The 16035-nt window shown below is 64.4% G+C and carries 15 protein-coding genes; 12 read left to right on the plus strand and 3 right to left on the minus strand.

Features of this window, described 5'->3' with window-relative positions; genetic code table 11:
* Positions 1–296: 296 nt before the first annotated feature.
* A complete protein-coding gene (locus ACKWRH_RS24195) occupies positions 297–3029 on the plus strand; it encodes a bifunctional diguanylate cyclase/phosphodiesterase (protein WP_445222471.1) in 2733 nt (910 codons plus the stop codon).
* A gap of 91 nt (positions 3030–3120) precedes the next feature.
* Here ACKWRH_RS24195 and ACKWRH_RS24200 read toward each other — a convergent pair whose 3' ends face one another.
* Positions 3121–4458, minus strand: a complete 1338-nt coding sequence (locus ACKWRH_RS24200) for a S41 family peptidase (protein WP_028149630.1) — start codon at positions 4456–4458, stop codon at positions 3121–3123.
* A gap of 307 nt (positions 4459–4765) precedes the next feature.
* Between ACKWRH_RS24200 and ACKWRH_RS24205 the strand changes: the two genes are divergently transcribed.
* The 8 genes from ACKWRH_RS24205 to ACKWRH_RS24240 all read left to right on the plus strand — a co-directional run bounded on the left by ACKWRH_RS24205 (position 4766) and on the right by ACKWRH_RS24240 (position 11441).
* Positions 4766–5899, plus strand: a complete 1134-nt coding sequence (locus tag ACKWRH_RS24205) for an alpha-hydroxy acid oxidase (RefSeq protein ID WP_445215563.1) — start codon at positions 4766–4768, stop codon at positions 5897–5899.
* Positions 5900–5912: 13 nt separating this feature from the next.
* Positions 5913–6539, plus strand: a complete 627-nt coding sequence (locus ACKWRH_RS24210) for an HAD family hydrolase (protein WP_445215564.1) — start codon at positions 5913–5915, stop codon at positions 6537–6539.
* A gap of 171 nt (positions 6540–6710) precedes the next feature.
* Entirely contained in the window at positions 6711–6905 is a 195-nt protein-coding gene (locus ACKWRH_RS24215; RefSeq protein ID WP_063983049.1) for a hypothetical protein, read from the plus strand.
* Positions 6906–7136: 231 nt separating this feature from the next.
* A complete protein-coding gene (locus ACKWRH_RS24220) occupies positions 7137–8348 on the plus strand; it encodes a molybdopterin molybdotransferase MoeA (protein ID WP_445215565.1) in 1212 nt (403 codons plus the stop codon).
* Positions 8349–8524: 176 nt separating this feature from the next.
* A complete protein-coding gene (gene lexA / locus ACKWRH_RS24225; RefSeq protein ID WP_129271649.1) occupies positions 8525–9226 on the plus strand; it encodes a transcriptional repressor LexA in 702 nt (233 codons plus the stop codon).
* A gap of 207 nt (positions 9227–9433) precedes the next feature.
* Positions 9434–9649, plus strand: a complete 216-nt coding sequence (locus ACKWRH_RS24230) for a hypothetical protein (protein WP_445215566.1) — start codon at positions 9434–9436, stop codon at positions 9647–9649.
* A gap of 192 nt (positions 9650–9841) precedes the next feature.
* The gene (locus ACKWRH_RS24235; protein ID WP_445215567.1) at positions 9842–10276 is read left to right on the plus strand and encodes a hypothetical protein; all 435 of its coding nucleotides are present in this window, start codon (positions 9842–9844) and stop codon (positions 10274–10276) included.
* Between the two features lie 223 nt (positions 10277–10499).
* Complete coding sequence (locus ACKWRH_RS24240; protein ID WP_445215568.1) at positions 10500–11441, plus strand: GAF domain-containing protein; 942 nt, start codon at positions 10500–10502, stop codon at positions 11439–11441.
* A gap of 9 nt (positions 11442–11450) precedes the next feature.
* Here ACKWRH_RS24240 and ACKWRH_RS24245 read toward each other — a convergent pair whose 3' ends face one another.
* Positions 11451–13745, minus strand: a complete 2295-nt coding sequence (locus ACKWRH_RS24245; RefSeq protein ID WP_445215569.1) for a ComEC/Rec2 family competence protein — start codon at positions 13743–13745, stop codon at positions 11451–11453.
* A gap of 130 nt (positions 13746–13875) precedes the next feature.
* Here ACKWRH_RS24245 and ACKWRH_RS24250 point away from each other — a divergent pair, with 130 nt between their 5' ends.
* Both ACKWRH_RS24250 and ACKWRH_RS24255 read left to right on the plus strand, forming a co-directional pair.
* On the plus strand, positions 13876–14787 hold the full coding sequence (locus ACKWRH_RS24250; protein WP_445215570.1) for an IS1595 family transposase: 912 nt from the start codon (positions 13876–13878) through the stop codon (positions 14785–14787).
* A 316-nt stretch (positions 14788–15103) separates the two neighbouring features.
* Positions 15104–15409, plus strand: a complete 306-nt coding sequence (locus ACKWRH_RS24255) for a hypothetical protein (protein WP_445215571.1) — start codon at positions 15104–15106, stop codon at positions 15407–15409.
* Between the two features lie 70 nt (positions 15410–15479).
* On the opposite strand, the gene ACKWRH_RS24260 is transcribed toward ACKWRH_RS24255, so the two are convergent.
* Positions 15480–15644, minus strand: a complete 165-nt coding sequence (locus ACKWRH_RS24260) for a hypothetical protein (RefSeq protein ID WP_445215572.1) — start codon at positions 15642–15644, stop codon at positions 15480–15482.
* 115 nt (positions 15645–15759) lie between these two features.
* On the opposite strand from ACKWRH_RS24260, the gene ACKWRH_RS24265 reads away from it, so the two are divergent.
* On the plus strand, positions 15760–16035 hold the full coding sequence (locus tag ACKWRH_RS24265; protein WP_445215573.1) for a hypothetical protein: 276 nt from the start codon (positions 15760–15762) through the stop codon (positions 16033–16035).

Below are 16035 nucleotides of genomic sequence, written 5' to 3' on the forward strand. Positions count from 1 at the left end.
GTGTCGCTGGCAGGCATGTTCGCAAATCACGTGCCAATGCCGACTTGTGGATCGCCAACATCTTAGATGGTTAAGCCTTGGTTGACCGTGGCACGACCGGCAGGAATTGACCGGCATCGCGAGAGCTTCCGGCAATTCCTGCACGTCCTGCGTCGCGCGCATCGATTGCTTTTGTACGCGGCCGTTCATGTCGCATTAACCGCGCTTCCTAACTTCGCCTCCACATCGTTTCCGTAAACCAACGGATGTTCTCGGGATCAAGAAGCGATCCTGACGTGTGCACGGCAACGATCGACATGATGACGAAATACGGCAGTCGCCTCTTTGACCAGGTCTTCGTGCGCAGCGGACCGATCCGCTGGCTGGTGGTGGGCGGCACGCTGCTGATCGCGGCCATCGCCATTGGCTCGGTCCTGATGGCGCAGAATTTCCGAGAGCGCGCGCTGCGCAACAGCGGGCGCGAGCTGGAAAACACCGTCCTTCTGCTCGCTCATCATTTCGATCAGCAGTTGCAGGATTTCGCGGTCATCCAGAAGGATTTCGTCGACCACGTCCGCGCAACCGGCATCGCAAGCGCCGAGGACTATCGCAAACGCCTCTCCGGTCAGGACGTCCATCGGATGCTTCGCTCGAAGATCGAGGCGCTGCCCTACATGGGCGGCGTCAACATCATCGATGCCGAAGGCAATCTCATCAACTCGTCGACGGCGTGGCCGGCCCCCAAAGTGAACGTCGCCGATCGCGCCTATTTTCGCACTTTCAAATACGATCCTTACTCGCCGAACGTGCTGATCGAGCCGGTGCACAGCCGCGTCTCCGGCGCCTGGACCATCCTGATCGTGCGCAAGATCGTGGGACCGAACGGCGAGTTCATGGGCGCGGTCGGACGCGGCATCGAACCGGCCAATTTCGAGAAGTTCTTCGCCTCCGTCGTGCTCGGCGAAGGCGCCTCGATCTCGATGCTGCATCGCGACGGCACGCTGCTCGCTCGCTATCCCCATTCCAGCGAGCAGATGGGAAGGAATTTCAAGACCGGCCCGTTCGAGCAGCAGAGGATCTTCGGGCTCGATCACTTCGCCGGCCGCATCATGAGCCCCGTCGACGGAGAAGACCGGCTGATCTCCTCGCGTGCCCTGCCCCACTTCCCGATCCTGATGATGGCCACCACGACGCGCGCGGCGGCGCTGACGGACTGGCGCGAGCAGATCGGCATCCTGATCTCGGTTGCGGGCGCCTCCGCGCTCGCCATCGCGGGCGTGCTGATCGCGATCGTGCGCAAGTTGCTGGAGCAGCACCGCGCCTCCCGCGAGCGGCTGACGCTGGAGAAGCAGCGCCTCGACCGCGCCGTCAACAACATGACGCAGGGCCTGCTGCTGTTCGACGCCGAGCGGCGGCTGGTGATCTGCAACCAGCGCTACATCGAGATGTACGGCTTGTCAGCCGAGGTGGTGAAGCCCGGCTCCAGCTTCCATGACATCATCGCCCACCGCAAGGCGACCGGCTCGTTCAGTGGCGACATCGGCGACTATGTCTTCCGCGTGCTGCGCGACATCCATGTGCGCAACTCCATGGTGATCGACACCTCCGACGGGCGCTCGATCCACATCCTCAACGAGCCGCTCGCGGACGGCGGCTGGGTGGCGACCCACGAAGACGTCACCGAGCGCCGGCGCATCGAGGAGCGCATCACCCACCTCGCCCATTACGACGCGCTGACCGACCTGCCCAACCGCACCATGTTCCACGAGCACCTGCGCGCGGAGCTCGCCGCCATCGCCGGCGGCGAAGAGATCGCGGTGCATTACATCGACATCGACGAGTTCAAGGGGGTCAACGACGCGCTCGGCCATCTCGTCGGCGACGAGCTGTTGAAATCGATCGCGACGAGCCTCAGCCAATGCGCAGGTCCGGCGAACTTCGTGGCGCGGCTCGGCGGCGACGAATTCGCCATCGTACAGAGCGCAGTGACGGCGCCGGAGCAGGTCAACGAGCTCGTCGCGCGGGTCTTCCAGGCCATCCGCGCGCCGTTCGACTGCATGGGCCATCATCTCACCACGGACGCCAGTATCGGCATCGCGCTGGCGCCACGACACGGCACCGCGCTGGACCAGATCCTGAAGAACGCGGACATGGCGATGTATGCCGCCAAGGCCGCCGGACGCCGCACCTATCGCTTCTTCGAGCCGGAGATGGACGCCAAGGTCCGCGAGCGGCGGCAGCTCGAGATCGATCTGCGCCACGCCATCGCCCAAGGCGGGCTCGAAGGCGGGCTCGAGGTCTACTACCAGCCCTGTCTCGCCCTGAAGGACGACCGCATCACCGGCTGCGAAGCGCTGGTCCGCTGGCGCCATCCCGAACGCGGCATGGTCTCGCCCGCCGAGTTCATCCCGATCGCCGAAGACACCGGCCTGATCAACGAGATCGGCGAATGGGTGCTGGCCACGGCCTGCCGCGATGCCGCCAACTGGCCCGACGACATCCGCCTCGCCGTCAACGTCTCGCCGGTGCAGTTCAAGAGCGGCACGCTGGCGCTGAAGATCATGGCGGCCCTTGCCGCCTCCAATTTGCCGGCGAGCCGGCTCGAGCTCGAGATCACCGAGGCCGTGCTGATCCGCGACGACGACGCCGCGCTTGCGATCCTGCATCAGCTCCGCGCCATCGGCGTGCGGATCGCGCTCGACGATTTCGGTACCGGCTACTCCTCGCTGAGCTATCTGCACCGCTTCCCGTTCGACAAGATCAAGATCGACCGCTGCTTCGTCAGCGACATCGCCGGTCCCGACGGCTCCGCCAGCATCGTGCAGGCCGTCGTCAACCTGGCTGCCGCCCGCCGCATGACCACCACGGCCGAGGGCGTCGAGACCGAGGAGCAGCAGCGCCTGCTCCGTGCGCTCGGCTGCTCAGAGATGCAGGGCTACCTGTTCAGCGCCGCAAAACCGGCCGACAAGGTGCTGGAGCTGTTCGCGCTGCATCGCAGCCGCCTCGCCCAGCGCGGCGGCGAGGAAAGCCGACGCCGCGAAGCAAGCTAGGGCGGTCTTCGCAACAATTGGAAGCGTCACCGCACGAATTCGCCCGGGAGCGGTCATCCGCTCCCGGGCGATATCTGGACGTCGGAAGGCTTTAGTTCGGTACCGCCGCCTTCGGCGCAGGCTTGGCGGCGACCGCATTCGCGGTCACGCCGTGCAGGAAGTCGTAGGCCGCATGCAGGGCCTTGTCGTCCTTCTCTTCCGGCGGGACGTAGGACTGCGATCCGGTTTGCTCGGTACCGTCGGCGGCCTGCAGATGGCCGCGCATCTGGGACTCCGCCATGGTGTCCATCCGGCCCTTCAGCTCGGGCGGCACGTCCTGGAGGATCTCGATGTCGGGCGCGATGCCTTGGGCCTGGATCGAGCGGCCCGACGGCGTGTAGTAGCGCGCCGTGGTCAGCGCCAGCGCGCCATTGCCGGCGCCGAGCGGAATGATGGTCTGCACCGAGCCTTTGCCGAACGAGCGCGTGCCGATGATCGTGGCACGCTTGTGGTCATGCAGCGCGCCAGCGACGATCTCCGAGGCCGAAGCCGAGCCGCCGTTGACCAGAATCACTAGCGGCTTGCCCTTGGTGAGGTCGCCGCCATGCGCGGTGAAGCGTTGGGTTTCCTCCGGATTGCGGCCGCGGGTCGAGACGACCTCACCGCGCTGAAGGAAGGCGCTCGACACCGAGACGGCCTGATCGAGCAAGCCGCCCGGATTGTTGCGCAGGTCCATCACGTAGCCGACCAGCTTCTCCGGCGGGACCTCCTTGGAGATCGACGCGATCGCCTTCTTCAGGCCGTCGGTGGTCTGCTCGTTGAACGAGGTGACGCGGATATAGCCGATGTCGCCGTTCTCGACGTGGAAGCGCACCGGACGCACATGGATGATCTCGCGCTTGATCGCGACGTCGAGCGGGGCGTCGGCGCCCTTGCGCACGATGGTGAGCTTGGTCTGGGTATCGACCGGCCCCTTCATCTTGTTGACGGCCTGCTCGAGCGTCATGCCCTGCACGGCATCGCCGTCGATCTTGCTGATGAGGTCGCCGGACATGATCCCGGCCTTGGAAGCCGGCGTGTCGTCGATCGGCGAGACGACCTTGACCAGGCCGTCCTCCATCGTGACCTCGATGCCGAGCCCGCCGAACTCGCCGGAGGTGGTCTCCTGCATCTCGGTCCAGGCCTTGTCGTTCATGTAGCGTGAATGCGGATCGAGCGAGGTCACCATGCCGGTGATCGCGCCTTCGATCAGCTTGGAATTGTCGGGCTTCTCGACATAGCTCGCCTTCACCCGCTCGAACACTTCGCCGAACAGATTGAGCCGGGAATAGGCATCATCCGCGCTCGCTGCCGCCCGTGCCGCCCATACTCCACCGTGCGGGCTGGCGACCAGAAGGGTTAGACACGCTCCCGTGAGTGCGCCCAGGGGGAACAGCAGGTTTTTCCGCATGGATAGGCTGGCCTTCTTGCTTGGAGCTTTGCTTTGGGCTTGGCAGGCGCCATGCAAATGGCGATCCAGCCCGCTGTTCACAATACCATTCTGGTTTCTTCAAGGCCGGGACGCCGCGCCGGCGGGTACATCGTAAAAATCCCTTCGCCCGGGCCTAAACTTTTGGCAACGTTCCGAGACCGTTTCGCGCAAGGCGGGAATCGGCCGGCCGGCCCACGCCTCGCAGCTATGCGATTTTAGGATGGTTTTGGAGGGCCGGACACGATACGCGATGACAATAACGCTTCAAATTCTCGGGAGGACAACAATGAACGACGCGCCCCGCATCCGGCCGGAAAGGAACGTCGAACTCGGCGCCAGCGCCGAGCCATTCCAGAACCTGCACGAATTCATCCGCAAGGCGCGCGCCAACCTCAACCAGAACGCCTGGGACTATATCGTCGGCGCCGCCGAGACCGAGACCACGATGCGCCGCAACCGCATGGCGCTCGATGAGATCGCCTTCCGGCCGCGCGTGCTGCGCGACGTCCGCGAGGTCGACGGCTCGGTCGAACTGTTCGGGCGCAGGATGCGGCTGCCGGTGCTGCTGGCCCCTGTCGGCGCACTGGAGATCTTCGATCCGGATGGCGCGGCGAGCGTCGCCCGCGCCTGCGGCACCTTCGGCGCGGCGCACATGCTGAGCTCGGTGTCCGAGCCCGGCCTGGAGAAGACCGCCGAGGCCGCCCCTGATGCGCTGCGGCTCTATCAACTCTATGTGCGCGGCGACGACGACTTCGTCGCCGATGTCGTCAGCCGGAGCGAGAAGAACGCCTACGCTGCGTTCTGCCTGACCGTTGACACCGCCCATTACAGCCGTCGCGAACGTGACATTGCCAAGCGCTATGTTCGCGAGAGCCGCCTGCGCGCCACCGGCGGCGACTACCAGAAGGGCCTGGAGTGGCGGACCGTGAAGATGATCAAGGACAAGTTCAAGATCCCGCTCATCCTGAAGGGCATCGCCACCGCCGAGGACGCCCAGATCGCGGTAGATCACGGCGTCGAGTGGATCTACGTCTCCAACCATGGCGGCCGCCAGCTCGATCACGGCCGCGGCGCCATGCATGTGCTGCCCGAGATCGTCGAGGCCGTGAAGGGACGCGCCAAGATCATGGTCGACGGCGGCTTCTGCCGCGGCACCGACATCGTCAAGGCGATCGCGGCGGGCGCGGACATGGTCGGCATCGGCCGGCTGCAATGCTGGGCATTGGCGGCGGCCGGCGAAGCCGGCGTGAGGCGAATGCTGGAGCTGCTCGAGGACGAGGTGCTGCGCTGCCTCGGCCTCTTGGGCGCCACCTCGTTCGCCGAGGTCAACAAGTCCTGCCTGCACCAGGCGACCGCAACGAATGCGCCTAGCGTGTTCAGCGCGTTCCCGCTGTTCGACCACGACCCCTATCGATATTGAGTGAAAGGATGCAATGAGCTCGCTCTCTCCCGGCAGCGCGGACGCGCTCCTCTTCGATCTCGGGCGCGTCGTGCTCGACATCGATTTCTCCAAGGCGATCGCCTGCTGGGCGGGACATGCCGGCTGCAAGCCGGAAGCCATCGTCGCGCGCTATGTGCGGGACAGCGAAGCCTACCGGCTGCACGAGGTCGGCAAGATCAGCGACGAGGCCTATTTTGACTCGCTGCGCGTCTCGCTCGGGATCGGCATTTCGGACGCGCAGTTCCTGGAGGGCTGGAACGCGATCTTCGCCGGCGAGATGCCCGACATCGCCGAGCTGCTGCCGCGCGCGGCAAAGCAGATGCCGCTCTACGCCTTCTCCAACACCAACCGGCCGCATGTCGACCACTTCTCGAAGGAATATGCCGGCCTGCTCGGCCATTTCCGCGAGCTGTATCTGTCGTCCAGCATCGGCCTGCGCAAACCGGATGTGGAGGCCTTCGACCATGTCGTGGCCGCGATCGGCGTGCCGGCGAACCGTATCGTGTTCTTCGACGATCTTGCCGAGAACATCGAAGGAGCGCGGTCGCGCGGCCTGACCACGGTCCACGTGACGTCGCCCCGCGACGTCGGGAACGCCCTCAGGGCGCTTGGAATCTGATCTCTGGCCGGCAAACCGACGGCCGACGGGCCGACGAGCCGCGAATGGAACTATTTTGCCCCGGGGGCGAGGAACCAAGTCCCTTTGTGCATTTTTATACAGAGTTCCCGGAACGATTGCTCCTCTCAGGACTCATGAGTCCGTTGGGAATTCTACATCGGATCAATCGTCGTGTTGGGCAAAACCTACCTCACCAAGCAGGCCTCTCTGCTGATGAAATTCGCCAGAACCACCTCGGATTCTGACCTTTCCGCAAAACTGATCAGCAAGGCCGCCGACCTGAAATCCCAGGCGGACCCGCTGCCTGACAAGGATCAAGGCCCCGCAGCGCCGGACGTCAGTCCGTACAAGCAGCCGGGGGGCTGACCGATGCTGGCCGTGGCTCTCGTCTTTCTCGTCCTCGCCATGGCCATCCTCGTACCGGTCTGTCTCGCCTTCTGGATCATGCCGCGGCGGACTTGATGCTCACCCTTCATCGTAGAGCGGATGACGCAGGACAAATCATCCTGCGCGGCCACTGTTTTGCCTCTGCGCCTGCACTCGGCTAGAACTCTCGCCGCCGATTTGCCCGAACGGGCCCAGCAGGAGTTTTCACCCGTGGCCCTGATGCCGGTATCCGATGCGCTCGCCGCGGTGCTGGCGGGCGCAGAGCCGCTGCCTGAAGAGATGATCGCGCTCGACGCAGCCTTCCACCGCGTGCTGGCGCGCGATGTCGCGGCGCGGCGCACGCAGCCGCCGCAGGCGATGTCGGCAATGGACGGCTATGCGGTGCGCGCGGTCGATGCGGCGAAGATCGACTCCCAGCTCACCCTGATCGGCGAGGTCGCGGCGGGCCGCCCGTTTGCGGGATCGGTCGGCGCCGGCGAGGCCGTGCGTATCTTCACCGGCGGTGTCGTTCCCGATGGCGCTGATTCGGTCGTGATCCAGGAGGATACGGTCGCGGACGGCAAGTGCATCACCATCAAGGAAGCCGCCGTAACGGGGCGGCACATCCGCCCCGCCGGCGTCGACTTCTCGGAAGGCGACGTGCTGCTGTGCAAGGGAGCCCGGCTCACCGAGCGCGACCTCGCGCTCGCCGCCGGCATGAATTACCCGCAACTGCCTGTCCGACGACGCCCGAAGGTCGCGATTCTCGCGACCGGCGACGAGTTGGTGATGCCGGGCACCACGCCCGGTCCCGGCCAGATCGTTTATTCGAACGGCTACGCCCTGCACGCGCTCGCCCGCAGCGAGGGCGCCGATACCATCGACCTCGGCGTTGCCGCCGACACGCTGGAGGCCACCACGGCCGGCATCGGCCGCGCGCGGGAGAGCGGCGCGGACATCCTGATCACGACCGGCGGCGCGTCGGTCGGGGACCACGATCTGGTCCAACAGGCGCTGAGGGACGAAGGTATCTCGATGGCGTTCTGGAAGATCGCGATGCGGCCGGGCAAGCCGATGATGAACGGGCGGCTCGGCGCGATGCGCGTGATCGGCCTGCCCGGCAATCCCGTGTCATCCTATGTTTGCGGCTTCCTGTTCATGGTGCCGTTGATTCGCGCGCTTTCGGGCCGTTCGATGATTCATCACCGCCGCGAACGCGCAGTGCTCGGCCGCGATGTCGGCGCCAACGACCAGCGCGAGGATTATCTGCGCGCACGCCTCGAGCTGCGCGACGACGGCACGCTCCTCGCCCTTCCGGTCAATCACCAGGATTCCTCGCTTCTTGCGAATCTCGCTGCGGCACAGGCACTTCTCGTGCGCGCGCCATTCGCGCCGAAGGCCGAAGCCGGCACGCCTTGCGAGGTCTTGCGGCTGCCCGTCTGATCGCTTCGTTCGCGTGCGTTCCGCGAACTTTGTCGCGTTCACGGTAAATTAAGCAGTTGCGGAACATGTATCGAACATATAGTGTCCGTTCATGATTTGTTTCGAGCATGTAGCGGCTTACTGCTGAATTCAGCGTCTCGGAATCGAACGACATCAACCGGGGGATTTTGGTCGAGATGTTAACGCGCAAACAATACGAGCTCCTGCGGTTCATCAGCGAACGGCTGAAGGAAAGCGGCGTGCCGCCCTCCTTCGACGAGATGAAGGACGCGCTCGACCTGCGCTCGAAATCGGGCATCCATCGCCTGATCACCGCGCTTGAGGAGCGTGGCTTCATCCGGCGCCTGCCCAACCGCGCCCGCGCCATCGAGGTGATCAAGCTGCCCGAGCTTCAGGCCGCCGCCGGTAGCCGCCGCGGCTTCACGCCGAGCGTCATCGAAGGCAATCTCGGCAAGGTCCGCACGACCTCCAGCCCGTCCGCGGACGAGGGCGAGCGCCCCGTCGCGGTGCCCGTGATGGGTCGTATCGCGGCCGGTACGCCGATCGAGGCCTTGCAGACCCGCAGCCACACCATCAGCGTACCGCCTGACATGCTCGGCTCGGGCGAACATTACGCGCTCGAAGTGCGCGGCGATTCCATGGTCGAGGCCGGCATTCTCGACGGCGACATGGCGCTGATCCAGCGCAACGAGAGCGCCGACACCGGCGATATCGTGGTGGCGCTGATCGACGACGAGGAAGCAACCCTGAAGCGCTTCCGCCGCCGCGGCGCCTCGATCGCGCTCGAGCCCGCCAATGCAGCCTATGAGGTCCGCATCCTCCCGCCCAACCGGGTGAAGATCCAGGGCAAGCTGATCGGGCTGTACCGGAAGTACTGATACCGGACGCGCCGGTACCGGTTACTTGGCGCCCCGCGCGCTTTCGATCGGCATCGCCGATCCGAGATTGGAGCGGACGATTGTCCGCTTCCGCTGGATAGTCTTTCTGGTTTCGCGCAGATTATCCGGCCCCTCCTCCAGCGGTACATCCTCGGCACGCCGCACGAAGCAGCCCTGCTTCGCGGCCTTCAGGTTCGAGGGGCAGTCATGCGCCGGATCGTTCAGATCACAGTTGCCGTGGCGCTGATCGCAGCATCAGCGTCGCAAGCCTTGGCCGCACAAGCCCTGGCCGCGCAATCGCGACCCCATGTCCGCAAGGATACCGCCGTGAGCGAGGAAGCCCGCAAGGCCCGCGACGCCGTCGACAAACCGTCGCGGCCGGGCTGGCAATATTCCGGCTGGTCGGCGCCTGCGGGGCGCTGACACGCGCCTCCGGAATGCACAGGGGCGGGCTTTGTTCCTGGTGGATTCGGGAAAGATAATGTGATTGCGGTCTGCGGCGGCGAGCCGTAGATTTGCCTACAACCGGGCAGAACCTTTCACATTTCCACTCTGATAGAGGCCTGCGCCTCGATTGAGAGACGTGGGTCGCTATCCCTGCATGAGGAGCACCCGATGTGTGACTACAGCCTGCATGCCGTCGCGTCGCGCCCCGCCGAAGTCGGCGAGACGATCGTCACGACAACCTTCCGCGGCACCTCGACGCGCGGCTTTGCCTCCGCAGCCGATCCGACCGTCGCGGTCTGCCTGCTCCCGGGAACGGAGCTCGCCTTCGCCGACAACGTCCGCTACGACAATCGCTGGATCTGGACGCGCACCGTCAATTCGCGCGTCGGCAAGTTCGGCAAGATCGATCCGCACATTCCCGATCGCCATCATGATGCGATCGAATTCCCCGACGGCAAATCCGTGCTGGTGACGCAGCTGGTCGAAGGCCAGCGCGCGACCGTGCTGCAACTACCGGTGACCCAGCCGGTCGGCGAGCGCGAGCACAAGCCGCAGATCATCACCGACAGCCGGCCGACCATCACCCGCCTGCCGATCGGCTGACATAGCCATTCCCCGCCGGCAGGTCGGGCCGGGATTGAAAATCGCCATCGCCGGCCGAGGCCGGCGAGATGTTGTCGTTCGTGTCCCGCGAAACTCCATCGGGCGGACCGAGCCGTTGCGCCTCCCACCGCACGAAGTTTGCGCTGTCCTGCCTGAATTTTGAACGTCCGTTCCGCAGCCAAATGGCCGATGCTTGGTGCGGCTGAGACGGCGGACACGTTCGATGAAGACCTTCATTCGCGTCGTTGAACTCTGGGTGCCTGACCGCACGCGCATGCGGCTTGAATTCGGCGGCGGCCTCTACGGCGAAGGGTTGTCCGCGTTTAGGGACGTGAGCGAGGATCTGCAGTTCGGATATGACGAGGGGCTTCCCGGCAAGGCCTGGGCCAGCGGCCACCCCGTGATCCTCACCAGATTCACCGATTCCTATTTCAAGCGGACCGATCAGGCCATCGCCGCCGGGCTGACCTGCGGCGTGGCGGTGCCGGTGTTTTCAGGCGAATTCCTGCAAGCCGTCATGGTGCTGTTCTGCGGCGACGACGAGGCCCATGTCGGCGCGATCGAGCTCTGGCACAACGATGCCGAAACCTCCCACGAGATGGCGCTCGTCGACGGCTATTACGGCACCGCCGACATGTTCGAATTCAACTCCCGCCACACCAGATTTCCGCGTGGCTTCGGCCTGCCCGGTCGCATCTGGAAAGCCGGCCTGCCGCTGATCATCAAGGACCTGCACGATGCCAGGAGTTTTCTGCGCTGGGAGGACGCCGCCAAGGTCGGAATCAATCTCGGCGTCGGCGTTCCCTACCGGACCGGCACCGATCAGACCTGGGTGCTGACATTCCTCTCGGCGCAGGCGACCCCGATTGCGCGACGCTTCGAGATCTGGGTCCCGGACGAGGCCCGTTCGGCGTTGGTCTTCCGCGCCGGCGATTGCAGCGCGCAGACCGACCTCGCCGCGCTCTATGCGACGAAATCCATCGCCAAAGGCGAAGGCAGCATCGGCGGGGCCTGGGCCACCGGCATGCCCGCGCTCAACGACGATCTCGCGTGTGACGGCTCGATCGCGGCCTTGCATGCCAGCGCCTCTGGACTGAGCCAGATGGTGGTCCTGCCGGTAATCGGCAACGCCAGGCTCGACGCCGTGCTGGCCTGGTATCTGTAACCCGTCCGCTCAATCCTCGGCCTGCAAGTCGGCCTCCGCTGGCGTCGCGTCGCGATTGCGGGGCGCGGCCGTCTTCGGCGCAAGGCTCCCGTCGAAATCGCCCTCGCCGGCGGCTGCCGGCGACCACGGGCGGTCTGCCCCCCTCGCCTTCGCCGCCTGAACCGCAAAGCCATCGCCGCTTCGCGTCAGCGCCAGCGCGCCTTGCCGTGCGAGACGCTGACGGTCGACAACCATCGCCGCGCAATCCGGCGGCGCCGGCCGCGCCGTCACCACCAGCGCGGCACGGCTGCAATCGTCAACCAATGAATCGATGCGCAAGGCCAGCGCGACCAGGCGCCCGTCGGCGAGCGGCGTCACGCAGCCGGCCTCGTCGCACGACACGCCGGCGGCCAGTGAGGCACTGCCGGCGTCGCGCGGATCGGCGTCGGCGGCGAGCCATTCCTTCAGAAGAAAACCGTCCTTGCTCGACCTGATCAGATGCATGTGCCCATCCCTGCCCCGCACCGCGACGCTCTGGCCGTCACCGGCGATCAGGATATCGGGCTGCCGCGCGCACAGTCCCCAGAGGATCGCGGCGAACAGCACCACCGCACCGGCCCAGCGCAACGGCGTGCGCAACAAGCCCATCACGATAATTCCCAGGCTTGCGGCGATCAGCGGTGCGATGCCGAACGCCGAGATGCGGCCGACCGCGCCCGGCAGCGCGGCCACCCAGCGCGACACCGCAACCATCCAGTCGATGCCGATCCCCATCAGCCACCAGAACGGACCATCAAGTCCGAACGGCGCTGCAATCAAGCCCAACAGGCCCGCGGGCATCACCAGGGCCGAAACCACCGGCATCGCCCCGAGGTTGGCGAGCACGCCGAACGGGGTGACGCGGTGAAAATGGAAGGCGGCATAGGGCGTGGTCGCGAGCCCCGCGATCAGCGAGGCCAGGAACAGCATCGCGATTTCGCGCCCGCCCCACATTGCAATTCGCGCGGTCGCCGAATGATCGGGCGACGCAAACAGGTTCGGCATGCCGATCTGCACCAGCGCCACCAGTCCGAGCGTCGCGGCGAAGGACATTTGAAAACTCGGATGCACAAGTGCTTCCGGTGCGACCGCGAGCACGATGAGCGCGGCCACCGCCAGCGTGCGGAAGGTGATGGCACGGCGATCGACCATGACCGCGATCAGCACCACCGCCGTCATGAAGAACGAGCGTTGCGTGGCGACCTCCGCGCCCGACAGCAGCAGATAGAACGCGGCTGCGACCAAGGCCGCGGCCGCCGACCATTTCTTGATGGCGAAGCCGGCCGCCATTCCAGGGATCAACGCCAGCAGCGCGCGCACCGCGAAGAAGACCACGCCGGCGACGACCGCCATGTGATAGCCGGAAATCGAGAGCACATGGCCGAGCCCCGAGATGAACATGGCGTCGTTGACGGGCGTGGTAATCGCATCGCGCCGGCCCGTGAGCAGCGCGGTCGCAATCGCCCGGTTGTCGCCCTCGAGCGTGGCGCGGATGCGCGCATCGATCGCATCGCGCAGACCCTGCATGAAGGCGGCATAACGTAGCCGCAAGCCACCGGCATCCGGCGGCACCGATGCCGCAATCGTGCCCATCACGAAGCCGGAGGCGCCGATGCCCTGGAAGAACATGTCGCGCGAAAAGTCATAGCTGCCGGGGCGCACCGGCGACAACGGCGGCAACAGCCGCGCCTTCAACTGCACGAAGCTGCCGACCTCGGGCGCAGTCCCCTTGCGCACGGAGAGGCGCACGCGCTCGAGCTTGACGTCGCTGCGCTGCGCCTCCATCGCCGTGACGCGCAGCACGAAGCGGTCGGTGCGCTCGCGGATGTCGCGGGTCTCCACGAAGCCCGACAGCGAGACGGAATAAAGCGGCTTTGCCAGCACCGTGTGCGCGATCCGCGCCGTCTTCCAGGTCGCCGTGGCAAAGCCGGCCGCGACCGCCGCGATCATGATCGCCGGCGCAAACAACCGGCTCCGCCGCAACAGCACGGCGCCAAGCATGAGTGCGACGGCCGTTGCGGCAACAACCCACAGCACCGGTTCATGATCGGCGGCAAAGTAGAGCGCGATGCCGCCGCCGAACGCGACCGGCACCCACGGCAACAATCGCCCAGCGCCGGCCTCGGCGCGCGCCCATTCGCGCAGGGTCTCGGCCAGCGACGTCCAGAGGTCGAACCCTGCCGGCACGAGGCCGCCCGCGGATGCAGCTCGGCCGACGGGCCAAGTCCCCGCGATCCAAGTCCCCGCAACCCCCTGGGACCGAACTGGCCGGCCCGGCTCCGCCATTCCCTGCACCTTACGATACGCGACAGGCCTGGAGGCTACCGGAACGTGCAGGCTGGCGAATGGCGATTATATACTTGACACCACAAGGCCCAATCCCTAGAATCGCCGTAGTTTCTAGGGATTTGGCCTCATGTCTCAGTTCAACGCGCCCCACTTCCAGAGCCACGAAGCAGCCCGCGAGTACCTTGAAGGTCTCCGCTGGGGCGCTGAGCGCGTCTGTCCGCACTGCGGCGTTGTCAATCAGTCGTTCGGCACCAAGAAGCCCGGCGTCTACCGCTGCCGCGTCAAGGAGTGCCGCAAGGACTTCTCAGTGACGACCAAGAGCGTGATGGAAAGCAGCCACATCAAGCTCCACGTCTGGCTACAGGCGTTCTACCTGATGGCGTCGAGCAAGAAGGGCGTTAGCTCGCACCAGCTCCATAGGGCCTTGGGCATCACGTACAAGTCGGCTTGGTTCCTCACCCATCGCATCCGTGAAGCGATGCGCGCTGGCGGCTTGCTCCCGCCCATGGGCGGCGGCGGCAACCCGGTTGAAGTTGACGAAACTTTCTACGGCCGCGTCAAAGGTATGCCGAAGAAGGGCCGTTACGCATGGGCGAACAAGAACGTTGTTCTTACGCTTGTGGAACGCGGCGGTGCCGCTCGCAGCTTCCACATTGACGGCGTTCGCGCTGGCGAAATCCTGCCGATCATCCGCGCCAACCTCAGCAAAGAGGCGCGCCTGATGACTGACGAAGCCAACGCTTACAAGTACATTGCCGAAGTCGAAGGCATCAGCCACGAGACCGTGAACCACTCCAAAGACGAGTACGTTCGCGGCGACATCACCACCAACACGGTGGAAGGATATTATTCGATCCTCAAGCGCGGCATGAAGGGCGTCTATCAGCATTGCGCTGAGAAGCACCTGCACCGCTACCTTTCAGAATTCGACTTCCGTTACAGCAACCGCGTTGCGCTCGGCATCGACGACGGAGAACGCGCGGACCTTGCCATCAAAGGCGCGGCTGGCAAGCGTCTGACGTATCGTCAATCTCACTAAGACCGATCTGTCCCGGCTGGCTCGGCGCTTCATTCGCTGGCGCGCGAAGAAGCATCCGCCCAAGAAGCCGATCCGCGTCAAATACTGGCGAACGCGCTAGTTGTGTAAAACCCGTACAAAGCCGGAACGCGGACTACCAATACGGGAATCAGGATATACTGGAACATGATTCGAGAGGGGCCCTGTGGCGGGGCTCCCTCCCGAACCCGCATTCACAGCTCGGGGCTGCTAGCGGGCATTGGCGATACCAACAGCCGGACAATGAGTCCGGATTCGTCAGCAGTCAATAGTGGCCCCACCTTAGAAAGGGGCCAGAATGGCCGGAAATACCTATTGGTTGACGTTTCGCATTCACGACGACGCAACTTATGAGCACCGTCGCGACAAGCTCTACGAAGCGATCGACAATCTGTCATCGAAGTGGTGGCTCGAACCAACTTCATTCATTGCGTTCTCTTCGGAACAGAGTGCCGATACAATCGCAGCCAGAATAAAGGCGTCCTTCAACCCAGCAACCGACATGGCGCTACTCGGAATGACTGAGTACAAAACAGCGCGGCTAATCGGCAAGTCAGATGATCAAGACGTTTATAAGTTGATCCCCTTCCTAAAGAAGGTTTGACGCACTTCGATTGGCACATTGAGCATCCTTGCGATCCAACGGATTAGCCGGCTTCTGCTCATTGCTTCCTTCATGACTTGGAAGCCCGGCTCTGGCCGGGCTTCTTCTTAGCCTTCTTCACCTTCGGCTTTTCCTTCAACGGCTCATGAGGCGTTTTTAGCGCGCCACGTAGCGCAGCCTCGAAACGCTCTTGGGCTTCTTTCTCGTCAAACTCTTCGGTCTGATCTTTGCCCATCATTCTCCCCATAGACTGGCTCAGGTTCGTCGTGAGTGGAGAACCAAAACACCTTTCGATAACGCGCGTCGGGTCCGATCTCTGCGCCCGAATTGGCTGTTCTTCAAACCTTGTAATGATGGATCATCATTACGCGCTGAAGTGCACCCATAAACACCGCATTACACCGGATCACTTCCAGGTTCTGCCTGCAACTCTCACATATGGCCGGGTAGTCGCCGATAGAAGCAGGCACCTTAGCTTTTTTCATTTCGACCACATCTTCGGCCAATGGTTTCAGGCAACCATCAAAACCAACCTCGCCGGAAACGAGCTATGGGTGGTTACCTTCCACCCCGCCAGCGACAAGGAAGTCCGCCGGATGCTCAAGAAATACGGCGAAGTGTCCTGA

It is taken from the genome of Bradyrhizobium sp. Pa8 (assembly GCF_052588265.1).